This window comes from Stutzerimonas tarimensis (assembly GCF_042648805.1).
In the GTDB taxonomy this organism is placed as follows: domain Bacteria; phylum Pseudomonadota; class Gammaproteobacteria; order Pseudomonadales; family Pseudomonadaceae; genus Azomonas; species Azomonas tarimensis.
This window is the reverse complement of the sequence record NZ_JBHRXZ010000016.1, coordinates 172,112-195,093: the sequence shown is the minus strand read 5'-3', so window position 1 is coordinate 195,093 and position 22,982 is coordinate 172,112. Positions and strand designations below refer to the sequence as shown.

Annotated in this window: 22 protein-coding genes and 3 tRNA genes; 14 read left to right on the top strand and 11 right to left on the bottom strand. The window is 61.1% G+C overall.

Translation table 11 applies throughout. The features are described from left to right. Positions 1 to 59 precede the first annotated feature (59 nt). The 6 genes from ACFOMF_RS06240 to ACFOMF_RS06215 are packed head-to-tail and all read right to left on the bottom strand — an operon-like array spanning position 60 to position 5,528. Complete coding sequence (locus ACFOMF_RS06240; RefSeq protein WP_386362393.1) at positions 60 to 1,181, bottom strand: ATP-binding response regulator; 1,122 nt, start codon at positions 1,179 to 1,181, stop codon at positions 60 to 62. Beyond that, positions 1,171 to 2,928, bottom strand: coding sequence for an ATP-binding protein (locus ACFOMF_RS06235; RefSeq protein ID WP_386362391.1), 1,758 nt, complete (start codon positions 2,926 to 2,928; stop codon positions 1,171 to 1,173). Before ACFOMF_RS06235 ends, ACFOMF_RS06240 begins: the two co-directional genes overlap by 11 nt. Beyond that, a complete protein-coding gene (locus tag ACFOMF_RS06230; protein WP_386362388.1) occupies positions 2,921 to 3,907 on the bottom strand; it encodes a SpoIIE family protein phosphatase in 987 nt (328 codons plus the stop codon). The genes ACFOMF_RS06235 and ACFOMF_RS06230 overlap by 8 nt, the downstream gene beginning before the upstream one ends. Continuing rightward, positions 3,898 to 4,296: an ATP-binding protein gene (locus tag ACFOMF_RS06225; RefSeq protein ID WP_386362385.1), complete on the bottom strand. Its 399-nt coding sequence runs from the start codon at positions 4,294 to 4,296 to the stop codon at positions 3,898 to 3,900. The genes ACFOMF_RS06230 and ACFOMF_RS06225 overlap by 10 nt, the downstream gene beginning before the upstream one ends. Beyond that, entirely contained in the window at positions 4,256 to 4,678 is a 423-nt protein-coding gene (locus ACFOMF_RS06220) for an STAS domain-containing protein (RefSeq protein WP_386362382.1), read from the bottom strand. Before ACFOMF_RS06220 ends, ACFOMF_RS06225 begins: the two co-directional genes overlap by 41 nt. A 10-nt stretch (positions 4,679 to 4,688) precedes the next feature. Continuing rightward, positions 4,689 to 5,528 (bottom strand): STAS domain-containing protein, encoded by an 840-nt coding sequence (locus ACFOMF_RS06215; protein WP_386362379.1) that lies wholly within the window; start codon positions 5,526 to 5,528, stop codon positions 4,689 to 4,691. 324 nt (positions 5,529 to 5,852) lie between these two features. Between ACFOMF_RS06215 and rraA the strand changes: the two genes are divergently transcribed. The 5 genes from rraA (at position 5,853) to ACFOMF_RS06190 (ending at position 9,321) form a co-directional block, all read left to right on the top strand. Continuing rightward, positions 5,853 to 6,341, top strand: a complete 489-nt coding sequence (gene rraA / locus ACFOMF_RS06210; RefSeq protein ID WP_386362376.1) for a ribonuclease E activity regulator RraA — start codon at positions 5,853 to 5,855, stop codon at positions 6,339 to 6,341. 158 nt (positions 6,342 to 6,499) lie between these two features. Beyond that, positions 6,500 to 6,736 (top strand): CrfX protein, encoded by a 237-nt coding sequence (locus ACFOMF_RS06205; RefSeq protein ID WP_386362373.1) that lies wholly within the window; start codon positions 6,500 to 6,502, stop codon positions 6,734 to 6,736. A 2-nt stretch (positions 6,737 to 6,738) separates the two neighbouring features. Continuing rightward, entirely contained in the window at positions 6,739 to 7,563 is an 825-nt protein-coding gene (locus tag ACFOMF_RS06200) for a mechanosensitive ion channel family protein (RefSeq protein ID WP_386362370.1), read from the top strand. 74 nt (positions 7,564 to 7,637) lie between these two features. Then, entirely contained in the window at positions 7,638 to 8,231 is a 594-nt protein-coding gene (gene sigX / locus ACFOMF_RS06195; protein ID WP_386362367.1) for an RNA polymerase sigma factor SigX, read from the top strand. Between the two features lie 94 nt (positions 8,232 to 8,325). Continuing rightward, positions 8,326 to 9,321 (top strand): OmpA family protein, encoded by a 996-nt coding sequence (locus tag ACFOMF_RS06190; RefSeq protein WP_386362364.1) that lies wholly within the window; start codon positions 8,326 to 8,328, stop codon positions 9,319 to 9,321. A 189-nt stretch (positions 9,322 to 9,510) separates the two neighbouring features. Here the strand turns inward: ACFOMF_RS06190 and acnB are convergent, their stop codons facing one another. Next, on the bottom strand, positions 9,511 to 12,120 hold the full coding sequence (gene acnB, locus ACFOMF_RS06185; protein ID WP_386362362.1) for a bifunctional aconitate hydratase 2/2-methylisocitrate dehydratase: 2,610 nt from the start codon (positions 12,118 to 12,120) through the stop codon (positions 9,511 to 9,513). A gap of 386 nt (positions 12,121 to 12,506) precedes the next feature. Between acnB and ACFOMF_RS06180 the strand changes: the two genes are divergently transcribed. Then, the gene (locus ACFOMF_RS06180) at positions 12,507 to 12,983 is read left to right on the top strand and encodes a DUF1289 domain-containing protein (protein WP_386362359.1); all 477 of its coding nucleotides are present in this window, start codon (positions 12,507 to 12,509) and stop codon (positions 12,981 to 12,983) included. Positions 12,984 to 12,987: 4 nt separating this feature from the next. Here ACFOMF_RS06180 and ACFOMF_RS06175 read toward each other — a convergent pair whose 3' ends face one another. After that, the gene (locus ACFOMF_RS06175; RefSeq protein ID WP_386362356.1) at positions 12,988 to 13,851 is read right to left on the bottom strand and encodes a universal stress protein; all 864 of its coding nucleotides are present in this window, start codon (positions 13,849 to 13,851) and stop codon (positions 12,988 to 12,990) included. Between the two features lie 110 nt (positions 13,852 to 13,961). On the opposite strand from ACFOMF_RS06175, the gene miaE reads away from it, so the two are divergent. Continuing rightward, positions 13,962 to 14,564 (top strand): tRNA-(ms[2]io[6]A)-hydroxylase, encoded by a 603-nt coding sequence (miaE, locus tag ACFOMF_RS06170; protein ID WP_386362353.1) that lies wholly within the window; start codon positions 13,962 to 13,964, stop codon positions 14,562 to 14,564. 4 nt (positions 14,565 to 14,568) lie between these two features. Here the strand turns inward: miaE and ACFOMF_RS06165 are convergent, their stop codons facing one another. Together ACFOMF_RS06165 and ACFOMF_RS06160 are read right to left on the bottom strand one after the other, a co-directional pair. After that, on the bottom strand, positions 14,569 to 15,294 hold the full coding sequence (locus tag ACFOMF_RS06165) for a UDP-2,3-diacylglucosamine diphosphatase (RefSeq protein ID WP_386362350.1): 726 nt from the start codon (positions 15,292 to 15,294) through the stop codon (positions 14,569 to 14,571). Positions 15,295 to 15,298: 4 nt separating this feature from the next. Beyond that, entirely contained in the window at positions 15,299 to 15,796 is a 498-nt protein-coding gene (locus ACFOMF_RS06160) for a peptidylprolyl isomerase (protein WP_386362347.1), read from the bottom strand. A gap of 200 nt (positions 15,797 to 15,996) precedes the next feature. Between ACFOMF_RS06160 and ACFOMF_RS06155 the strand changes: the two genes are divergently transcribed. Together ACFOMF_RS06155 and cysS are read left to right on the top strand one after the other, a co-directional pair. Beyond that, the gene (locus tag ACFOMF_RS06155; protein WP_386362345.1) at positions 15,997 to 17,682 is read left to right on the top strand and encodes a glutamine--tRNA ligase/YqeY domain fusion protein; all 1,686 of its coding nucleotides are present in this window, start codon (positions 15,997 to 15,999) and stop codon (positions 17,680 to 17,682) included. Then, positions 17,679 to 19,064, top strand: coding sequence for a cysteine--tRNA ligase (gene cysS / locus ACFOMF_RS06150; protein WP_386362343.1), 1,386 nt, complete (start codon positions 17,679 to 17,681; stop codon positions 19,062 to 19,064). The genes ACFOMF_RS06155 and cysS overlap by 4 nt, the downstream gene beginning before the upstream one ends. A 136-nt stretch (positions 19,065 to 19,200) precedes the next feature. Here the strand turns inward: cysS and folD are convergent, their stop codons facing one another. Further along, positions 19,201 to 20,055 (bottom strand): bifunctional methylenetetrahydrofolate dehydrogenase/methenyltetrahydrofolate cyclohydrolase FolD, encoded by an 855-nt coding sequence (gene folD, locus ACFOMF_RS06145; RefSeq protein WP_386362340.1) that lies wholly within the window; start codon positions 20,053 to 20,055, stop codon positions 19,201 to 19,203. Positions 20,056 to 20,312: 257 nt separating this feature from the next. On the opposite strand from folD, the gene ACFOMF_RS06140 reads away from it, so the two are divergent. From ACFOMF_RS06140 to clpP, 5 genes are all read left to right on the top strand, one after another. Then, positions 20,313 to 20,389 (top strand) — tRNA-Arg (locus ACFOMF_RS06140). A gap of 30 nt (positions 20,390 to 20,419) precedes the next feature. Continuing rightward, a tRNA-His gene (locus tag ACFOMF_RS06135) sits at positions 20,420 to 20,495 on the top strand. A gap of 52 nt (positions 20,496 to 20,547) precedes the next feature. Then, positions 20,548 to 20,632: transfer RNA gene (locus ACFOMF_RS06130), tRNA-Leu, on the top strand. Between the two features lie 243 nt (positions 20,633 to 20,875). Further along, positions 20,876 to 22,186: a trigger factor gene (tig, locus tag ACFOMF_RS06125; RefSeq protein ID WP_386362337.1), complete on the top strand. Its 1,311-nt coding sequence runs from the start codon at positions 20,876 to 20,878 to the stop codon at positions 22,184 to 22,186. A gap of 106 nt (positions 22,187 to 22,292) precedes the next feature. Further along, complete coding sequence (gene clpP, locus ACFOMF_RS06120; RefSeq protein ID WP_386362736.1) at positions 22,293 to 22,913, top strand: ATP-dependent Clp endopeptidase proteolytic subunit ClpP; 621 nt, start codon at positions 22,293 to 22,295, stop codon at positions 22,911 to 22,913. Positions 22,914 to 22,982 lie beyond the last annotated feature (69 nt).

The following is a 22,982-nucleotide window of genomic DNA, read 5'->3' as shown; positions in this document are numbered from 1 at the left end:
GTGTCTGCTTGCGCAGGGCCGCGGCGATCTTGGCGTTGGGTGCCGCACGACGAGGCGATTCAGATCGTGCTCTGGTCCTGCAGTCGCAGCGGTAATCGCACTTCGACAAGTACCTGAGAGCCCCGGTTGGAAAACTCCACGTCTCCACCAAAGGTTTCGCATAGAAGCTTGACAATGGGCAGGCCAAGCCCCCAGCCACGGGTCTCGCTTCGGCTGGAGATGAAATAGGGAGTGGCCAGGTTTTCCAGGACTTCGTCGGGCATGACGCCCCGGTTGCTGACCTTGAGGATCGCGAATTGGCCATCGAGGTAGAGCTGGACGGCAATGGGCGTTCCCTGTTCGCCGTGCCGGGCGGCGTTGAGCACCAGATTGTCGACGATGCGGAGAAAGGCCTGCCGATCCCAGAAAACCTGTTGGCCCTTTGTATCGGCATCCAGTGTCAGGGGTTGCGTGACCAGATAACGCAGGTTGTCGATGGCTTCATTGAGCAATCCGTCGAGCTGCAGCTTCTCGCCGTTGAGCTTGATGCCACCGCCCATGCTGGCGTGTGAGATGTTCAGCACATCGGTGATCATGTCATCCATGCGCTTGAGGTTTTCCGAAAGCACCTTGAGCAGTTCATCAGAGCGCCGCCCGGGACTCTTCTGCATCAGCCCGCTGACCATGACTGCCGCTGAGAGGGGCGAGCGCAGGTCATGGCCGAACGAGCGCATGAAGCGCTCGAGCATGATGCGCTCGGCCTGCAGGTTCTCGCTGCGCGCCTGGGCCAGATTGCGTTGTTTCTCGATCCTTTGCAGGTGACCGCTGGACTTGAGCAGGCTGGAAATGGTGGCGAGCATTTCGTCAGGGTTGATCGGGTGGGTGAGGTAGGCCTGGGCGCCGCTGTTGAGGCCCATTGCCTTGTCCTTGCCACTCATGAAGGTCGCCGAGATATTGATGATCGCTGGCAGGCGCCCGGCCCCCATCTTTTCACCGGCCTGCTGAATCAGCTCGAAGCCGGTCATGTCCGGCAGGTTGATGTCCAGGATGACCAGGTCGACGCTGCTGTCGAGCTTTTCAAGGCCCTCGGCGCCGCTGCCTGCCTCCATCACTTCATAACCTGTTTCAGTCAGCAGGATCTTGCGCAGTACGTAGCGGTTGGCAGGGGTGTCGTCGATCAGCAGGATACGTCTAGTGCGCATTGAAACCCTCCCTGACCCGCTGCACGGTTTGCAACACTGCCTCGGCGTAGCCCGGCGAGCCCTTGGCAAGAATAGCCTGCGCCAGAGGTGCAAGCTGCGCGCGCTCGGCGTCTCCAAGCGCCTTTGCGGTGTTGATCACCACCTTCGCGTGCAGGCTGCGGTCCATGCTCATCAGCAGCTCCGCCCCATCGAAATCCGGAAGGTCCAGATCCAGGAAGATCACGTCCGGTCTCACCGAGTACAGTTTGTCGATGCTTTCGCTTGCGGTCTGGGCTTCGAGGACGATGGCGTGATAAGGCTGCAGCAGCCGGCTGAGCAGGTATCGGTCGGCCTCGTTGTCGTCGATGATCAGTACCGTGGTACCAGTGAGGTCGCTCGCGGGCCGGTTTGCGTCTTGGTCGAGGTGACGTGGCAGGTGCAACTGAAAGCGGCTGCCACGTCCCGGTTCGCTGGTCAGGCTGATGTCGCCGCGTAGCAGTCCAGCCAGCTGACGAGCCAGCGACAGGCCCAGGCCGGTTCCCTGGATATTGGTCAGCCCAGGCGTACGCAGGCGGCAGAACTCCTCGAAGATGCGCGCCTGGTTTTCTTCCGAGATGCCTATGCCCGAGTCCTCCACGACGAATTCCAGTGTGTCGTTGTCGGGCTGGAAGACCTGCACACGAATAAGGCCGGACGGCGTGTACTTGAATGCGTTGCCGATCAGATTGCGCATGATCTGGAACAACCGACCCCGGTCGGTATGGAGCGTGGCATCCTGCGTGGGCTGGAGTACTTCCCAGGTGAGGGCCGGATAGCGCATCGACAGGGCGCCGGTAAACTGCCGTAGTTGTTCGATGAAATCGAACAGCGAGAACCGCTCGGGCACCACTTCCAGGCGCCCCGACTGCGCTTCGGCGAGATCGAGCAATTCGTTGACCAGCTCGGCCAGCTCGGTCGCCGCGTCGCTGATGAAGCGGACCTGCTTGCGCTGCTCATGGGTCAGGGTGCCGTCACTGCCTTCGAGCAACAGGCGAGAAATGTTGTCGATGATGTTGATCGGCGAGCGGAACTCGTGGGTCATGTTGGAAAAGAAACGGTTCTTCGACTCACTTGCCTCCTGGAGTTCCTGGGCGGTCTTTTCCAGCTCCGAATAGAGCGCCACCACGCCCTGATTGGTGTTTTCCAGTTCCAGATTGATCGCTTCGAGCTCGTCTTTCTTGGTCTGCAACTCGGCAGTGGTAAGCAGCAGCTCCTGGGCCTGTTCCTTGATTTCGGTATAGGGGTCGGCCGAAGTGCCGGCTTCCAGATGTCCGCGCATCATCTGAAGCTCGGCCTTCGAAGGAAAAGGGCGGGGCGGGTGGAGGCGTTTGCCGCCGAGAATGCGGGTGCCCCGGCTGGTGCTGTGTATGTCGAACTCGTCCATCAGGCGCCTGGCACCGCGCAGCCCGACCCCCATGCCGGTGGCAGAGACGTAGCTGCCATTGAGTATCTCGTCGAGTGCGGTGATCCCTGGGCCGCGGTCGATGATCTCAATGTACAAGGCATCGAGTTGGCCGAGCGCATTGCGCTGCAAATCGAAGTGTACGGTGCCTGAGCTGGCATACTGGTAGACGTTGCGCGCCAGTTCTGAGACGGTGGTGGCGATCCGGATCTGCTCGAGCTTGCTCATGCCAAGGTCGGCTGCGATCTTCTTGGCGCTCTGTCGGCTGCTGACGACGTCGATCTCGTCCAGCACCTCGATGCTCATCAGACGAATGCGTTCATTCACCTTTCATCACCACCACAGTCACATCGTCGTTGAGGCGCTTGTAGTCCCGGTGGATCAATGCCGCGATGAGGGCAGGGTGCCGCCCTAGTATCGCGAGATCGCCAGACAGGTTGTATCGGGTCGTGATGCCATCGGACGTCAGGATCAGAGGCATCGCTTTATCCCAGGGATAGCTGAAGCTCTGAATTCGGCCAATTTTGTAGCCAACGGTTCCGTTGCTGGACATTAGCCCGCGACTTCGATCACCCGCCAGCATGCCGCTGATATTGCCTATGCCGCAGAAGCTGACCCGCCCGATGGCTGGCTCGATTTCGGCGAGGGCGACGGCACCGCCGCGGGTCGGCAACAGTGCCCGGTGCAATTGCTCCATGACCGCTGTCAAGGGCAGGCTGGGATTGTGCAGAAGAAACACTTCGCGCGCCTTGCGGCTGGCTTCATGAGCCAGATGGCCATGTCCGAGGCCGTCGCAAACCATCACCCGGTGGCCTTTCACTGCCCAGCTGTCGCCGCAGACGTCCTCACCCGGATAGGCCGTACAGACAGTACCTACCCTTGGCTCGGGGTCCCGTGGACCGCAGGGCAGGCGAAACCCGGCATACACCAGGGCGCCTTGCCCGGGGCGAGAGTAGAGGTCGAATTCATCAGACATCCGGCGGATGGCACCGAGCCCGGCACCCATGGTGCCGGTGGTGGAATAGTGGTCGGCCAGGCACTGCGCGATATTGTCCATTCCCGGGCCGTTGTCCATGGCTATCAGCGAAATCCGCCGACCGTCATGGCTGAAGAGAAGCTCACCACCGCCGGCATGATTGACCAGATTGCGCGCGAGCTCCTGGATCACCACCGTAAGGCGACCGATCAGGGTTTCGTCATCGACGAGCGTCGAGGCCTCGCGCACAATGGCGCGTCTGGCCGCATCGACATGCGCCGGGTCGCTGATCGTCAACACCAGATTGCAGTAGCGGCAGGCTATCGCCATTTCCACAGCTCCACCGTGGTGCCGGCGCCGGGACGGCTTTCGATCCTGAAGTCGTCCGAAAGGCGTTTGGCTCCACTCAGGCCGAGGCCGAGGCCATTGCCTGAGGTATAACCATCCACCATCGCGCGTTCCAGATTCTCGATGCCATTGCCCTGATCACTGATCGACAGGCGAACCGCCTTGCGCCGGTCGCGCTCGGTGGTTTCCAGAACGCACTCGCCGCCGCCGCCGTAGATCAGCGCGTTTCGCGCGATCTCGCTGGCGGCGGTCACGATCTTGGTCTGGGATACCAGGCCCAGCCCGGCTTCCTGCGCAGCCTTGCGAACCTGCTGGCGAATGATGACGATGTCAGTTTCCTGCTTCAGCGGAAAGGTCTGTATCTTCCCCACGCTCGGGCTCCAGGCTCAGGTCTTGTTGGACGGTCCTTTCCAGCCAGCGCATGCCCTTTTCGACATTCAGTGCGGTGGCTATGCCTTCGAGCGACAGGCCGAGCTCGACCAGTGTGATGGCCACGGCCGGCTGCATGCCGACCACGATCACCTTGGCGTCCAGGATTCGCGACACGTTGGCGATGTGAGAGAGCATGCGGCCGATGAACGAATCGACGATCTCCAGGGAAGAGATGTCGATCAGTACACCCTTGCTGCGGTGTTTGACGATCTGCTCGGTGAGGTCTTCCTGCAGGTCGAGCGCCAGCTGGTCGTGCATGTCCACCTGGATGCTCAGGAGCAGGTAATCACCCATCTTGAGGATCGGAATCTTGTCTACCATGACCGCCCCCTCAACGCCCTGGCGCCGACACGATCCGCACCTGCAGCTCTCGCAGGGCGAGCTGGAAGGCATCGGCCAGCGAGGACTTGGTGACCACATCGCCCAGCTCGACTCCCAGGTGGACAATGGTTGCGGCAATCTGTGGGCGGATGCCGCTGATGATGCATTTGGCCCCCATCAATTTGGCAGCGGTGATGGTCTTGATCAGGTGCTGGGCGACCATGGTGTCGACCGTGGGCACGCCAGTGATGTCGATGATAGCGATATCCGATTCGGTCTCGACGATCTTTTCCAGCAGGGCTTCCATGACGATCTGGGTGCGATTGCTGTCCAGTGACCCGATCAGGGGGATCGCCAGCACGCCTTTCCAGAGCTCCACGACCGGCGTGGACAGCTCAAGCATGCTTTCCTGCTGCTCGCGAATGACCTGCTCGCGGCTGGACATGAAACATTCCATGCTGAACAGCCCTAGCTGGTCCAGCAGGCGCGTGGCGGTCCAGATGTCGGCAAGCGGGTCCCCAGAAGCAGCCTGGATCTGGGTAAACAACGGCTCCTTGAGCGACAGCACGAAGGTCGCTGTCTCGCTCGGCTTGAAGCCCAGACGGCCTTGCGTCTGAGAGAGCCGCTCGAGAAGCACCCTGACCGGCTTCCAGCCAGCCTCGAGTATATCCGTACCCTCTTCACTGACGGCGCGGGTCAGCGTCTTGAGCAGTTCCTGGGAGTCGGTCTCGACCGCACGTTCGTCGATGAGATCGAAGCGGATCCCTGCCTGGCGCTGGGCGGTGAGCCATTGGTCGAGAATCTCTGACTGTTTGTCCTTGAGGATGGTTGCCAAGGCAGATGAAAGCATGAAAGCTCCTTTCCATGGGGGGCTGAACCAATAGGGTGGCTCGTCGAGAGCGTATGACCTTCGCGGGAAAGAAACGCTCCATTGGGGCCGGACGATACTAACAGAGTGCCATGGCCGAGTATTACGAGCAGGCGCTGCGCAGAGCTGATCGCGATACACGGGTGGGGTGGTGCCCGACGGAGGTCGCGGTTTCGCCGCTGCGAGTGGGCGTTTACCATGGCCGCGCTGCCGTCTTCAGCGGAACGGCGCCGACCCCGCACTACCGGTCGGACGCTTGTCGGAGACGACGCCCCGATCCATCCCCCTTCAACAGGAGTTGCCCCCATGCAATACGTCACCCCCGACCTGTGCGATGCCTATCCCGACCTGGTGCAGGTTGTCGAACCGCTGTTCAGCAACTTCGGCGCGCGCGACTCATTCGGCGGCCAGATGGTGACCATCAAATGCTTCGAGGATAATTCGGTGGTCAAGGATCAGGTCGATCAGGACGGTACCGGGAAAGTACTGGTAGTCGATGGTGGCGGCTCCTTGCGACGGGCTCTGCTTGGGGACATGCTTGCCGAAAAAGCGGCCAAGAATGGTTGGGAAGGCATCGTCGTCTACGGCTGTGTTCGTGACGTGGACGTGATCGCGCAGACCGATCTGGGCGTCCAGGCGCTGGCGAGCCACCCCATGAAAACCGACAAGCGCGGCATCGGCGATCTCAACGTGCCGGTCACCTTTTGCGGCGTGACCTTCCGTCCCGGCGAATACCTCTACGCTGACAACAACGGCATCATCGTCTCTCCCCAACCGCTGGAAATGCCGGAATAATTCTTCTGGCCAGAGACCTGCCTGGTGACCCAAGCCAGGCCAGGCTCACGTCGTGCCGCTGATCCAATGTCGGAACGGCGAGCATGGCGCCTTGTGCTGACAGATGTGACTCGCTGCGCGACTCCGGGCGTCTAGCCCAGACACAAGCGAGGTCAAGCATGCGCGATCCTTTCGAAGACTCCCTCCGGGAAATGCTCAACGAGCCTTCTGGCCACGACGACGACGCCTGTCTGGAGCGAGTGCTGCAAACAGCCAACAGGCAGGTCGGCGCAGCGGATCTCTTTGCCCTGGTGGGGCACTGGTGCGAGGTTTTCCTGATACTCGCCAGCGGCGGGCCGACCCAGGGTCGCCATGTGACTCGGTGTCATCCTTCAAAACGCAACCAGCAAGGCTGATCATGGAATTCGATCACTGGACTCAAAACTTCCTGGGCGTCCTGGCATCGCTGTGGGCGCCAGTAGCCGACTTCATACCCCGCTTGCTGGGTGCGCTCCTGGTGCTTGCGCTGGGCTTTCTGGTGGCTCGGCTGCTCGACAGCCTGCTGTCTAGGTTGCTTGCCAAGGTCGGGCTCGACCGGCTTGTTGCGGGTTCGGGCGTGGCCAAGCTGCTCGGCCGGGTAGGTGTGGGTGCGCCGCCCTCACTGCTGCTCGGCAAGATCGCCTATTGGTTCGTGCTGCTGATTTTCCTGGTCTCCGCGATCGAGTCATTGGGGCTCGAACGGGTTTCTGGCGCGCTCGATGCATTCGCGCTCTATCTGCCCAAGGTGCTTGGAGCTGGCGTGATCCTGCTGGGCGGCTTCCTGCTGGGCCAGTTGGTGTGCCGGGTGTTGCAGGGTGCTGCCGAGGGCGTCGGTCTGGATCATGCGCGTGGCTTGGGCAGGGTGGCGCAGGGGTTGGTAATCGTCATCACCCTGTCGGTGGCCATCACCCAGCTCGAGATACGTGCGGAGCTCCTCAATTATGTGATTGCCATCGTCTTTTCCTCGGTCGGGCTGGCAATGGCGTTGGCGTTTGGTCTGGGCAGCCGCGAACTAGTTGGGCAAATTCTTGCCGGAATATATGTGCGGGAGTTGTACGAGGTCGGCCAGCGGATTCGGCTCGGGGATCTGGAAGGTCAGATCGAGGAGATCGGGACTGTCAAGACTGTGATGCTGACGGAGTCTGGTGAGCTGGTTTCAGTAGCCAATCGCGAGCTGCTGAAGGACCGGATCACAAGTCAGTGAGTCTTCTGGTAAAGTACGCGCCGCTTCGCTGACGACTGGCGAAGAGCTGTGACTCTGCTGGTTGGCTCAACGTCTTGACTAGAACCCATCGACCTGCATCTTCACGCTACGATCCTCGCAAGCTCTCCGATGAAGAGCTTGTACAACGAGCGCATGAAGAGCTGTTCCATATAACTCGGGCTTATGAAGAGCTCATGCACCGCTACCAGCGCACGATATACAACGTATGTGCGCGGTATCTGGGCAATGAGCGGGATGCCGATGACGTCACGCAGGAGGTCATGCTCAAAGTGCTATATGGGTTGAAAAACTTTGAAGGAAAGTCGAAGTTCAAGACCTGGTTGTTCAGCATTACTTATAATGAGTGCATTACGCAGTATCGGAAAGAGCGGCGCAAGCGCCGGTTAGTGGATGCGCTGAGTCTTGATCCGGTAGAGGAGGCTTCCGATGAAAAAGCCCCTCGGCTGGTAGAGAAAGGCGGGCTTGACCGTTGGTTGGTACATGTCAACCCCATTGATCGCGAGATCTTGATCTTGCGGTTCGTGGCCGAACTCGAGTTTCAGGAGATCGCGGACATCATGCACATGGGGTTGAGTGCGACCAAGATGCGGTACAAGCGGTCCTTGGATAAGATGAGGGAAAAATTTTCAGCGAAAACTGAAACTTAGCCTACAATCGTTGTCTTATCTGACCAATGACGGTCGTCCCTTAGATACGTATCGGCATGATCGTTAAACAACCACCAGAAATGGGGATTTACGGATGAAATTGAAAAACACCTTAGGCATCGCCATCGGTTCCTTGGTTGCAGCTTCTTCGCTCGGCGCGCTGGCCCAGGGCCAGGGTGCCGTTGAGGTGGAATTGTTCGGGAAGGCCTATTTCCACGACAGCACCCGCGATCTGCAGGGCCGTGATGGGCGCATGTACGGCGGTGGCGTGAGCTACTTCCTGACCGACGATATCTCCCTAGGTCTGTCCCATGGCGACTATGATCGCCTGAACTCGCGCTTCGTCGATGGAACCGGCAGCCGTGATCGCATCCGTGGCGAATACACTTCCCTCGATGCGGCCTACCACTTCGGTCAGCCAGGTGTAGGCCTGCGCCCCTACGTTTCCGCCGGTATGGCCCACCAGAGCATCGGCCAGGTTGACCGCAGCGGTCGTGACCGCAGCACCTACGCCAACGTCGGTGCTGGTGTGAAGTACTACTTTACCGAGTATATCTTTGCCCGTGCAGGTCTCGACGGCATGTATAACATCGACTCCGATTTCAGCGAGTGGATGGCTGGCTTCGGTGTAGGTGTGAACATTGGCGGTACTACTCGTCAGGTGGCTCAGCCTGCGCCAGAGCCGGCTCCTGCCCCTGTCGCCGCTCCGGCCCCCGCTCCGGAACCCGAGCCGGTTCCAGAAGTTGTTCGCGTCGAACTGGACGTGAAGTTCGACTTCGACAGCGCAGACGTGCGTCAGGAAAGCTACGCCGACATCCGCAACCTGGCTGACTTCATGCAGCAGTACCCACAGACCACCACCGTGGTTGAAGGTCACACTGACTCCATTGGCCCAGAGCAGTACAACCAGCGCCTGTCCGAGCGTCGCGCCAATTCTGTTCGCGAAGTTCTCGTCAACCATGGCGTTCAAAGCGACCGCGTCGATTCGGTCGGTTACGGTGAGAGCCGTCCGGTCGCTGACAACTCTACCGAGCAAGGTCGTCAGATCAACCGTCGCGTAGAAGCGGAAGTGGAAGCCGAAGTTCGTTAATCACGAATTGCGGTGTTGAAAAGCCCGGCATTAATGTCGGGCTTTTTTGTGCCTGATAGTAATGGCTATCACCGTCGAGGGCATCTGCCTGGGGCAAGGGCAACAGTCGCCCGAGGGGCAGACGGCACCTCATCTTATGCCGTCCACAAAAAAGCCCCGCCGAAGCGGGGCTTTTCCAGGCAGTCCTTATCAGACTTCCACTGCTTCGATTCGAGCCTTTTCCGCGGATTCGCGGAACTCGGCAATCTGGTCAAAGCTCAGGTAGCGGTACACGTCGGCAGACATGCTGTCGATGTCGGCCGCGTACTGCAGGTACTCCTCGACGGTCGGCAGCTTGCCGATGATCGACGCGACAGCGGCGAGCTCGGCCGAAGCCAGGAACACGTTGGTCGCATCGCCGAGACGGTTCGGGAAGTTGCGCGTCGAGGTGGAAACCACGGTCGAGCCGGTCTGTACGCGAGCCTGGTTGCCCATGCACAGCGAGCAGCCTGGCATTTCCATGCGTGCGCCAGCCTTGCCGTAGATGCCGTAGTAGCCTTCCTCGGTCAGCTGATGGGCGTCCATCTTGGTCGGCGGAGCCAGCCACAGACGGGTCGGAATGCCACCCTTGACCTTCTCCAGCAGCTTGCCGGCCGCGCGGAAGTGACCGATGTTGGTCATGCAGGAACCGATGAAGACCTCGTCGATCTTCTCGCCTGCCACGGTGGACAGCAGACGGGCATCGTCCGGGTCGTTCGGGGCGCAGAGAACCGGCTCCCTCACGTCGGCCAGGTCGATCTCGATGACGGCGGCGTATTCGGCGTCGGCATCGGCTTCCAGCAGTTGCGGGTTGGCCAGCCAGGCTTCCATGGCCTGGGCGCGACGCTCCAGGGTGCGTGGGTCACCGTAGCCTTCGCTGATCATCCAGCGCAGCAGGGTGATATTGGACCTCAGGTACTCGGCGATGGAATCTTCCGGCAGCTTGATGGTGCAACCGGCGGCCGAACGCTCGGCGGAGGCGTCGGACAGTTCGAATGCCTGCTCCACGGTCAGGCCGGTCAGGCCTTCGATCTCGAGGATGCGGCCGGAGAAGATGTTCTTCTTGCCCTTCTTCTCGACGGTCAGCAGGCCTTGCTGAATGGCGTAGTAGGGGATGGCATGAACCAGGTCACGCAGGGTGATCCCGGGCTGCATCTTGCCCTTGAAGCGCACCAGTACCGATTCCGGCATGTCCAGTGGCATGACGCCGGTGGCCGCGGCGAAGGCGACCAGGCCGGAACCGGCCGGGAAGGAGATGCCGATCGGGAAGCGGGTGTGTGAGTCGCCACCGGTACCTACGGTATCCGGCAGCAGCATGCGGTTCAGCCAGCTGTGGATGATGCCGTCGCCCGGGCGCAGGGATACGCCGCTGCGGTTCATGATGAAGTCCGGCAGGGTGTGGTGGGTGTTGACGTCGATCGGCTTCGGATAAGCGGCGGTGTGGCAGAAGGACTGCATCACCAGATCGGCGGAGAAGCCCAGGCAAGCCAGGTCCTTCAGCTCGTCGCGGGTCATCGGCCCGGTGGTGTCCTGGGAGCCGACGGTGGTCATCTTCGGCTCGCAGTAAGTACCCGGGCGTACGCCTTGGCCTTCCGACAGGCCGCAGGCGCGGCCGACCATCTTCTGCGCGAGGGTGAAGCCCTTGCCGCTGTCAGCCGGCGCTTCCGGCTTCTTGAACAGGGTGGACGACGCCAGGCCCAGTTCGGCGCGGGCCTTCTCGGTCAGGCCGCGGCCGATGATCAGAGGAATACGGCCGCCGGCGCGGACTTCGTCCAGCAGCACGTCGGTCTTCAGTTCGAAGGTGGTGACGACTTCGTCGGTGCCGTGCTTGCAGACCTTGCCGGCATAGGGGTAGACGTCGATGACGTCGCCCATGGCCAGGTTGGTGCAGTCGAATTCGATCGGCAGGGCGCCGGCGTCTTCCATGGTGTTGTAGAAGATCGGGGCGATCTTGGTACCGAAGCAGAAGCCGCCGGCACGCTTGTTCGGAACATGCGGAATGTCGTCGCCGAAGAACCACAGCACCGAGTTGGTGGCGGACTTGCGGGAAGAGCCGGTACCGACCACGTCGCCGACGTAAGCAACCGGGAAGCCCTGGGCTTTCAGCTCTTCCATCTGCTTGATCGGACCAACCGAACCCGGAACGTCCGGGTTGATGCCGTCACGGGCCATTTTCAGCATGGCCAGGGCGTGCAGCGGGATGTCAGGGCGCGACCAGGCGTCCGGAGCCGGCGACAGGTCGTCGGTGTTGGTCTCGCCAGTCACCTTGAATACGGACAGGGTGATCTTTTCGGCAAGGGCAGGGCGGTTGGTGAACCATTCGCCTTCTGCCCAGGACTGCATGACGGCTTCGGCGTGCGGGTTGCCGGTCTTGGCCTTCTCGGCCACGTCGTGGAAGGCGTCGAACATCAGCAGGGTGTGCTTCAGTTGCTCGGCAGCGGTGGCGCCCAGCTCGGCATCGTCCAGCAGTTCGACCAAGGTGGAGATGTTGTAGCCGCCTTGCATGGTACCCAACAGTTCGACAGCGCGCTGCTTGCTGATCAGCGGGGTGCTCGCTTCGCCCTTGGCGACAGCGGTGAGGAAGCCGGCCTTGACGTAAGCGGCTTCATCGACACCCGCGGGTACGCGATTGCTGATCAGATCAACGAGGAAGTCTTCTTCGCCGGCCGGCGGGTTCTTCAGCAGTTCGACCAGACCGGCGGTCTGTTCGGCATTCAGCGGCTGGGGCACGACGCCCTGAGCTGCACGCTCTTCTACGTGTTTGCGGTAGGCTTCAAGCACAGTTTTTCCCTCATCATTGTTCCTGTGGGGGTCCACAGGACGCGCATCCGGAAGCTGTTTTCAAAGTTTGACGAAGGGCGGGGCGCCGGACGGACGATGGTGGTCATCGGCGTCCGGCCTGCCTACGATCAACTGTGCTCGTGACGCTTTGAAAACAGCTTCGTATGGACATGGCACCAAAAATGGCGGATGGAGTGTAATGGAACGGACCGCCAAAGTTAAGTCGGCTACAGGAGCTGCATCCCGTTGGGGCTACTGCCGGAGGACCCTGAGGTCGGCTGTAACCCCCTTGTTCCGCGGTGTTGAGTGGTGCAGGGCAGCTACATGGGTGACCTGGTATGGACAAAGGTCTAAGATGCGCGGCCGTCAGGTCGAGTGGGTTCAGCATGTCTTCTCAGCGCATCAAGACGCCTTGCGTCGGGCTTTGCTCGACGGTATATGGCGATCTCGTCTGCCGGGGTTGCAAGCGGTTCCACCATGAGGTGGTGAACTGGAACGCCTACGGCGAAGAGGAAAAACGGGCTGTCTGGTTGCGCCTGGAAGCGCTGCTGGTTCAGGTCGTCGCCGGAAAGCTGGAAGTGTTCGATCGGCAGGCACTGCGCCAGCAACTGGACGCCCGCGGCATTCGCTTCATCGCCGAGCAGTCGGAGTACTGCTGGGCCTACGGACTCATCGTGCGTGGCGCGCGGCTCATCCAGCAACTGGAGGCCTATGGCATTACCCCGTTGCCGGAATTTCGCGACCATACGCTGCCGGAGCTGCGGGAGGTGATCGACCGCGAGTTTTTCCTGCTGTCAGAAGCGCATTACGAGCGCTACATCGCGCCACGGTTTCTCGTCGAAGGCATGGATCTGCGCGTCTGACACGTCAGCGATGCGCGGCCAGTTCTTCGAGATGAGCCACGATGTCATCGGGTTTGAGCACCAGGACGTCGGTGTCCAGGGCGTCGAGAGCGACCTCGGCAGTATTGCCCATGAGTACGCCGGACAGCCCGGTACGGGCGACCGAGCCAATGACTGTGACCACGGCCTGCAGCTGGCTGGCCACTTGCGGGATGATCGCGTCGGCAGGACCTTCGACGATGTGTAGTTGCTCGTCGCCGATCCCGTACTCCGACTGGAACGCCCGGCAGGCGTCACGGTAGCGCTCCTCGAGGGTCTCCTTGAGGCCGTAGGTCGGGTCGACGGTGGAAAGCATGGCGCTGGGATGGGCGCTGAGCACGTGCAGGGCGCCGTTGGACAGGCTGGCAAGGTCGTAGCCGCAGGACACGATGCTCGAATGCAGCGCGAGGTGTTCCGCGTCGGAGTTGCCGACATCGACAGCGGCCAGGACATTGCCGCCGGACCAGCTGCTGGCGGTTTTCACCATCAGGACCGGGCAGGGGCAGAAGCGCAATAGTTTCCAGTCGTCGGGGGTCAGCAGGGCGCGCTTGAGCGGCGTTTCAGGCTGGTGCTCCTTGATCACGAGTCCACAGCCCTCGGCTTGTTGGGCCTCGATGATGGTCTGATAATTCTTGTCGAGCCATTCCTGCCGGGTGGAGACGGTATGCCCCTCGTCGCGCAGCTGATCGGCCAGGCGCTTGAGGTATTGGTCATGGCTGTCGCGCTTGTCGCAGACCAGCAGGTGGAGTTCCGAACCGGTGGTGCTGGCGATCTGGCTGGCGCGCGGCAGGGCCAGGCCGTGCGCCTGATCGGGTTCCATCACCACCAGGATACTTCGCACTTCTCGCATATCAACTCCTTGCCCGAGGCGCCTCGCGTGCGGCCTGCACGTCCGGCGCCCTGTCTGCCCTGGTCGCGACACCGTATAATGGCCATCCTTTCAAGCCTAGCTGCTCAATCATGTCCCTGCTGCCGGAAATCGAAAACTTTCTGCTGTGCCCGACGCCGCGTGCCTGGATCGACCAGGCGCTTCAGCATCCCGAGATCATGCTGATCGACCACGCCAATTGCGAAAAGAAGGCAGCCAGTACTGCCCTGACGCTGATGTTCCGATACGTGGAAAAAAGCGACCTCCAGTACAAGCTCTCACGCCTGGCTCGCGAGGAGTTGCGGCATTTCGAGCAGGTGGCGGACCTGATGAAGAAGCGGGGCGTGGAGTACCGGCCGATCAGCGCGTCGCGCTATGCACAGCGCTTGCACGGCCATATCCGGAAAAGCGAGCCGGAGCGGCTGGTCGATACCCTGATTGTCGGGGCCTTCATCGAAGCGCGCTCATGCGAGCGTTTTTTCCGTCTGGCCCCCTTTCTTGATGAAGAGATCGGCCGGTTCTACACGTCCTTGCTCAAGTCAGAGTCTCGCCATTACCAGGATTACCTGGCCATGGCGCAGCAGTACGCCAATGGCCCGATCGATGAGCGAGTCGGGTTTTTCGCCGAGGCCGAGCGCGACGCGATCCTCTCCCCGGACCCGGAGTTTCGCTTTCACAGCGGGGCGCTTGCCTGAGCGGTCAGGACAACGGAAAAGATTCCAGGCGAAACCCTCGCCGGTCCGCTTCGAGCACCCAGCCCTGGCGATCCCAGTCTCCCAGGACGATACGCTTGCCACGGCCCTGCTCGAGCGCGACCTCATGTATCGCCGGGCGGTGGGTGTGTCCATGGATCAGCGTGCCGACACCATGCGCCGTCATCGTTTCGCGTACCGCCGCTGGTGTCACGTCGACGATCTCGCTGGCCTTCTGCCGGGTCTGATTCTGGCTGGCATTGCGAAGCTTGCGCGCCAGTCTTCGTCGGACACCCAGTGGCAGGCGCGGTAACAGCCAGAGCGAAAAGCGGTTGCGCAGGCGTCTGCGCAGACGCTGATAACCCTCGTCCAGTGTGCAGAGGCTGTCGCCATGCATGAGCAGCACCGCCTCGTTCTCAACCCTGACGATGCTACCTTCAGGCAGCAGCGTGCATCCGGCAAGCCGGCAGAACGCCTGGCCGATGAGGAAGTCGCGATTGCCATGCATGACATAGACCTGCGTGCCTTGTCCGGCGAGACGGCGCAAGGCGGCGGCGACCCGGTGCTGCATCTCATCCATGGCGTCGTCGCCGATCCAGACCTCGAAGAGGTCACCCAGGATATAAACTGCTTCGGCGCCTGGGGCGCGCGCTTCCAGGAAACGCAAGAACGCCCGGGTGATGTCCGGGCGATCGGTTTCCAGATGCAAGTCCGAGATGAACAGGACGGTCATCGTGTCACTCGGTCACAACCTCGGCGCGTTCGATGACCACGTCCTCGGCCGGAACATCCTGGTGGCCGGAACGGGAAGTGGTCGACACGCCCTTGATCCGCTCCACCACATCCATGCCGTCGACAACCTCGCCAAATACCGCGTAGCCCCAACCCTGGGTGGTTTCAGCGCTGTGGTCGAGAAAGCCGTTGTCAGCCACATTGATGAAGAACTGAGCGGAAGCCGAGTGAGGATCCATGGTGCGCGCCATAGCGACGGTGCCCTTTCTGTTCGAAAGGCCGTTATTGGCTTCGTTCTTGATCGGCGCGCGGGTGCTCTTCTGCTTCATGCCTGGCTCGAAGCCGCCACCCTGGATCATGAAATTGCTGATGACCCGGTGAAAGATGGTGCCGTCGTAGTGACCGGCTTCGACGTACTGCTTGAAATTGGCAGAGGAGAGCGGCGCTTTTTCTTCGTCGAGTTTGAGCGTGATGACGCCGTGGTTGGTATGCAGCTTGATCATCGGCTTTGGATCCGTTGGCTGATGGAAGGAAGAACGACCAGGTGTAGGCCGGTGGCATTGTTCGAGGCGCGCGAGGCGCTGGCGGAAGGTCTGGCCCGGTCCTGCACATGGTCTGTCAGGGGCTTGACAGCTTCGGCTATGATACGGGCTTTGATTTGCCCGGCCTACCCGCGCCGCGCGCCCGCATGATCAAGGACCCCATGAGCAAGCCAGAGACTCCCGCCGCTGCCAACTTCCTTCGCCCCATCGTCCAGTCCGACCTGGACGCCGGCAAGCATGCGAAGATCGTCACCCGTTTTCCGCCTGAGCCCAACGGCTACCTGCACATCGGTCATGCCAAGTCGATCTGCCTGAATTTCGGCCTGGCCGAAGAGTTCGGGGGTGAATGCAATCTGCGTTTCGACGACACCAACCCGGCCAAGGAAGACCAGGAATACATTGACGCCATCAAGCGCGATGTGGAGTGGCTGGGGTTCAAGTGGGCCGGGCAGGAGCGTTACGCCTCGGACTATTTCGAGCAGTTGCACGACTGGGCGGTGCACCTGATCAACACAGGCAAGGCCTTCGTCTGCGACCTTTCGGCCGAGCAGGCCAAGGAGTACCGCGGCAGTCTCAGCGAGCCCGGTCGCAACAGTCCGTGGCGGGATCGCTCAGTGGAGGAGAACCTGGATCTGTTCGCCAGGATGAGGGCCGGGGAGTTTCCCGACGGCGCTCGCGCGCTGAGGGCGAAGATCGACATGGCCTCGCCGAACATGAACCTGCGAGACCCGATCCTCTATCGCATCCGCCACGCCCATCATCACCAGACCGGCAACGCCTGGTGCATCTACCCGAGCTACGACTTCACCCATGGCCAGTCGGACGCCATCGAAGGGGTGACGCACTCCATCTGCACCCTGGAGTTCGAGGACCATCGGCCACTCTACGAGTGGTTCCTGGCCAACCTGCCGGTGCCCTGCGCGCCGCGCCAGTACGAGTTCGCGCGGCTAAACCTGAATTACACCATCACCAGCAAGCGCAAGCTCAAGCAACTGGTGGACGAAAAGCATGTGGAAGGCTGGGACGACCCGCGCATGTCGACCCTTTCCGGTTACCGCCGGCGTGGCTATACACCGGCCTCGCTGCGCAACTTCTGCGACATGATCGGCGTCAATCGCGCGGGCGGCGTGGTGGACATCGGCATGCTTGAATTTGCCATTCGCGAGGATCTGGACGCCAACGCCCCGCGCGCCATGTGCGTGCTGCGTCCATTGAAGGTGGTGATCACCAACTACCCCGAAGGCCGGATTGAAGATCTCGCGTTGCCGCGCCATCCCAAGCAGGACATGGGCGTGCGTGTGCTGCCGTTCTCCCGCGAGCTGTATATCGACCGCGACGACTACATGGAAAGCCCGCCCAAGGGATACAAGCGCCTGGAGCCGGGCGGCGAAGTGCGGCTGCGCGGCAGCTACGTGATTCGCGCCGATGAGACGGTGAGGGATGCCGGGGGCAACATCGTCGAGCTGCGCTGCAGCTATGACCAGAACACCCTTGGCAAGAACCCCGAGGGGCGCAAGGTCAAGGGCGTGATCCACTGGGTGCCTGCCGAGGGCAGTGTCGAGTGTGAGGTGCGCCTCTACGATCGCCTGTTCCGCTCAGCAAACCCGGAGAAGGCGCCCGAAGAGAGTGAAGGGCAGGGCGGCAGTTTCCTCGATAACATAAATCCCGAGTCGCTGCAGGTGCTCAGGGGCTGCCGCGCCGAGCCGTCGCTGGCCCAGGTGCAGGCGGAAGAGCGCTTCCAGTTCGAGCGCGAAGGCTACTTCTGCGTCGACCTGAAAGACAGTCGCCCCGGCGTGCCGGTATTCAACAGGACCGTGACGCTGCGAGATTCCTGGGGGCAGGCATGACACTGACCGTCTACAGCACCCTGTCGAAAACCAAGGAGCCACTGCGGCCGCTGGAAGGCAACAGGGTCCGCATGTATGTCTGCGGCATGACCGTCTACGACTACTGCCACATCGGCCACGCCCGGGTGATGGTGGCCTTCGACCTGGTCGCGCGCTGGCTGCGTCATCGCGGTTTCGAACTGACCTACGTGCGCAACATCACCGATATCGATGACAAGATCATCCGCCGGGCCAGCGAGAATGGTGAACCGTTCGAGGCGCTGGTGGGGCGCATGATCGACGCAATGCATGAGGATGAAGCCAGGCTGTCGGTGCTGCGCCCGGATTTCGAACCGCGAGCGACCGGTCATATTGCGGGTATGCACGCGATGATCCAGACGCTGATCGACAAGGGTTTCGCCTATGCTCCGGGCAATGGCGATGTCTATTACCGGGTCGGCAAGTTCCAGGGCTACGGCAAGCTGTCGCGCAAGAAGGTCGAGGATCTGCGTATCGGCGCCCGCATCGAGGTGGACGAATCCAAGGAAGATCCCCTGGATTTCGTGCTCTGGAAGGGCGCCAAGCCAGGCGAGCCGAGCTGGGCGTCCCCCTGGGGTGCGGGTCGGCCCGGGTGGCATATCGAATGCTCGGTGATGTCTACCTGCTGCCTGGGTGAAACCTTCGACATCCACGGCGGCGGCCCGGATCTGGTGTTCCCGCACCATGAGAACGAGATCGCCCAGAGCGAGGCTGCCACCGGCAAGCTCTACGCCAATGTCTGGATGCATGCCGGCGCGGTGCGGGTCGATGGTGAAAAGATGTCCAAGTCGCTTGGCAACTTCTTCACCATTCGCGAAGTGCTGGAGAAATATCACCCGGAGGTGGTGCGTTATCTGCTGGTGTCGAGCCACTATCGCAGCCCGATCAACTACTCCGAGGACAGCCTCCGGGAAGCTCGTGGCGCGCTGGAGCGCTTCTATCATGCGCTGAAGGGACTACCCGAGGCAGCACCTGTCGGCGGCGAGGCGTTCATCGAGCGCTTCGCTCGGGCGATGGACGACGACTTCAACACGCCCGAAGCCTGCGCCGTGCTGTTCGACATGGTGCGCGAGGTCAACCGCCTGCGCGACAGCGATCCTGCCGCCGCAGCAGGGCTGGCCGCACGCCTGAAGGCGCTGGCCGGACTGCTGGGTGTGCTTCAGCTTGAGCCGGATGCCTTCCTCCAGGCCGGGGCCGAAGGCAAGATGGATGCCGTCGAAATCGAAGCCCTGATCGCTGCCCGCCTTCAGGCTCGGGCGGACAAGAACTGGGCCGAATCGGACCGCATTCGCGACCAGCTCAGTGCCATGGGTGTCGTGCTCGAGGATGGCAAGGGCGGTACCACCTGGCGGCTGCAAGGCTAAGCCGACCAGGAGCGCTGAGGCTGGAGAGCGGGGCGAGAGGCGGTTGAAACGACGTCGTTCCAGCTATGGTGGGCTTCGGCCCACCGTAGCCGTGTCGAGGCGAATTCCGTCACCTCCAGCGGCTTTCCCTGCTGCCTTACCGGTGCAGTTGTTCCGCGGCGTAAAGCGTGTTTTCCAGAAGGCATGCCCGGGTCATGGGGCCGACACCGCCGGGTACCGGCGTGATCCAACCGGCGCGTTGCGCTGCGGGCGCGTATTCGACGTCACCGACCAGGCGTCCGTCCGCCTGGCGGTTGATGCCCACGTCGATGACGATCGCGCCCGGCTTGATCCAGTCGCCCTTCACCAGTCCGGCAATGCCGGTCCCCACGACCAGAAGATCGGCACGGCGAACGTGATCCTCCAGACCCTTGGTGAAGCGATGGGTCACCGTCACCGTACACCCAGCGAGGAGTAGCTCGAGAGCCATGGGTCTGCCCACGATGTTCGAAGCGCCCACCACCACCGCATCCAGTCCGTACAGATCGGCGTCCGTGCTCTGCAGGAGCGTCATGACGCCTTTGGGCGTGCAGGGACGCAGCAGCGGCATGCGCTGCGCGAGGCGGCCTACGTTGTAGGGGTGGAAGCCATCGACGTCCTTGTCGGGGCGAATGCGCTCAAGCAGAAGCGAGGTGTCGAAATGGCGGGGCAGGGGCAACTGCACAAGAATGCCGTCGATGGCCTTGTCCTCGTTGAGCTGGTCGATCAGCTCCAGCAACTGATCCTGTCCGGTCTCCGCTGGGAGGTCATGCGCTACAGAAACGAAACCGACTTCTTCACAGTCTTTGCGCTTGTGCGCGACATATACCTGCGAAGCCGGATCGCTTCCCACCAGAATCACTGCCAGGCCCGGCGCCCGTAGGCCCTCGCGCTGGCGCTCTGCGACTCGTTGGGCAATGTGCTGGCGGATACTGGCAGCAATCGATTTGCCATCGATCAGTTGTGCGGTCATGGCGCTCTGAAACCATCGGAAAGGGGTGGAAAAAGGACCGTCATTCTCTCATGGTGCGCCAGTGAGGCAAAGGCAGCGCCGGCTCGATCAATGTAACCCCTTTGAATTGCAGAGATTTTTTTAAAATACTGTTGACGCTTTCTGGTCTCGCCTATAAGATTCGCCCCGCTTGTCGAGCACAGCGAGTTGCTGGCTAGAGTGGCTTTCGTGAGTATCCACGAAGCCGGGAGCTTGATCTGCGCTTAGCACAGAAGAAAGCGCCCGTAGCTCAGCTGGATAGAGCATCCGCCTTCTAAGCGGATGGTCGCAGGTTCGAGTCCTGCCGGGTGCGCCATTTGGCGTCTGGTACAAGCAGTAAGATATGGTGGGCGTAGCTCAGTTGGTAGAGCACAGGATTGTGGCTCCTGGTGTCGTGGGTTCGATCCCCATCGTCCACCCCATATTTTCCAAACGCCAGGTCTATACCTGGCGTTTGCGTTTCAAGAGTTCCGGGCGGACGTGGTGGAATTGGTAGACACGCTGGATTTAGGTTCCAGTGCCGCAAGGTGTGAGAGTTCGAGTCTCTCCGTCCGCACCACCTCCGGATCACTTTCTCAGGCAGGCTGCCAGCACGGTCTTCCCGCTTCCTCCTGTTTTCGCCTCTGGCTTCATTGAATCGGTCTGCCCGTATTCACCCTGCCTCAGTCCTTAGGATACCTCGAGCCTCAGCTTTGTCGGCGCAGTCTGCGGGCAGGGTGACTTCTGTCATTCGAGCCACTAGAATGCTCGCCCATTCTGGGGCCGGAACGCCCGGCTTATGTCTGTGCAACGAGGATTATCCATGCAAGTTTCTGTAGAAAGCACCTCCGCTCTCGAGCGCCGCATGACTATCGGCGTACCGGCCGAGCGCATCGAGACCGAAGTCAACAAGCGTCTGCAGCAGACCGCCAGCCGAGCGAAGATCCCAGGCTTCCGTCCGGGCAAGGTTCCAATGAGCGTGATCCGTCAGCGTTACGAGGCTTCCGCTCGCCAGGAAGTCCTGGGCGACCTTATTCAGGCTACCTATTACGAAGCGGTTGCGTCCGAGAAGCTGAACCCCGCTGGTGCGCCCGCGGTCGAGCCCAAGACCTTCGAGAAGGGCAAGGATCTCGAATACGTCGCGACCTTTGAAGTCTTCCCTGAAATCCAGGTTGCCGGCTTCGAGGGTATCGAAGTGGAGCGTTTGCAGGCTGAAGTCACCGAGGCTGACGTCGACAAGATGCTGGACACGCTGCGCAAGCAGAACACCCGTTACGAAGCGGTCGAGCGCGAAGCGGCTATCGATGACCAGGTGACCATCGATTTCGTCGGCAAGATCGACGGCGAGGCCTTTGCCGGCGGTTCCGCCGAAGGTGTCAACCTCGTTCTCGGCTCGGGCCGCATGATTCCGGGCTTCGAAGATGGGCTGGTCGGTGCCGGGGCGGGCGAAGAGCGCGTCATCACTCCTACATTCCCGGAGGACTACCAGAACCTCGATCTGGCCGGCAAGACTGCCGAGTTCACCGTGACCGTGAAAAGCGTTGCCGAAGCCAAGCTACCGGAGCTCAACGAGGAGTTCTTCGCCTTGTTCGGCGTTCAGGAAGGGGGTGTGGATGCATTCCGTGCTGAAGTTCGCCAGAACATGGAGCGTGAACTCCGCCAGGCTATCAAGAGCAAGGTGAAGAACCAGGTCATGGAAGGTCTGATCCAGACCAACGCCATTGAAGTGCCCAAGGCGCTCATCAGCAATGAAGTCGATCGTCTGCGCGTTCAGGCTGTGCAGCAGTTCGGTGGCAATGTGAAGCCCGAGCAGCTGCCAGCTGAACTGTTCGAAGAGCAGGCCAAGCGCCGTGTCGCCTTGGGCCTGGTGGTTGCCGAGGTGGTCAGGCAGAAAGAGCTCAAGGCCGATGAAAACCGCGTCCGAGAGCTGATCGAGGACATGGCCTCGGCTTATCAGGAGCCCGAGCAAGTGGTGGCCTGGTATTACCAGAACAGCGAGCAGATGAACGAGGTCCGCTCGGTTGTGCTCGAAGAACAAGTTGTGGATACTGTCCTGCAGCAGGCTAAAGTGACCGACACATCAGTCTCGTATGAAGAAGCCGTGAAGCCTGCGGAGGCTCCGCAAGCGGGTTGATCCACTTCTTCTCGTTTACGCACAGACATAAGCCAGCCTCGAGCTGGCTTATGTTTTTCAGGCATGCATAAGGGAGTAAACGCTGAAAATGTCCCCGACTTCGATGATGCAATTTCCGGACATTCAGGCCGCAGGCGGCTTGGTTCCAATGGTGGTGGAGCAGTCCGCTCGTGGTGAGCGTGCCTACGATATCTATTCTCGTCTGCTGCGTGAGCGAGTCATCTTCATGGTCGGCCAGGTTGAGGATTATATGGCCAACCTGATCGTGGCTCAGCTGCTGTTTCTGGAAGCCGAGAACCCCGAGAAGGACATTCACCTGTACATCAACTCGCCGGGCGGTTCGGTGACGGCAGGCATGTCGATCTACGACACGATGCAGTTCATCAAGCCTGACGTTTCCACCATCTGCATCGGCCAGGCCTGCAGTATGGGTGCGCTGCTGCTGGCCGGGGGCGCGGCTGGCAAGCGTTACTGCCTTCCGCACTCGCGCATGATGATCCACCAGCCACTGGGCGGGTTCCAGGGGCAGGCGTCCGACATCGAGATTCACGCGCGGGAAATCCTCACCATCCGCGAGCGCTTGAACAGTGTCCTGGCCAAGCATACCGGGCAGCCCATCGATGTGATTGCGCGCGATACCGATCGCGACAATTTCATGAATGGTGAAGACGCTGCCAAGTATGGCCTCATCGATCAGGTCCTCACCCACCGCCAGTTGGCGAGCTGACCGGCGATATCCGGGCGTTCCGTGGGCTTGAAAAAGCCCACGAATACCTTCATCTTGTTTTCCAAGCCT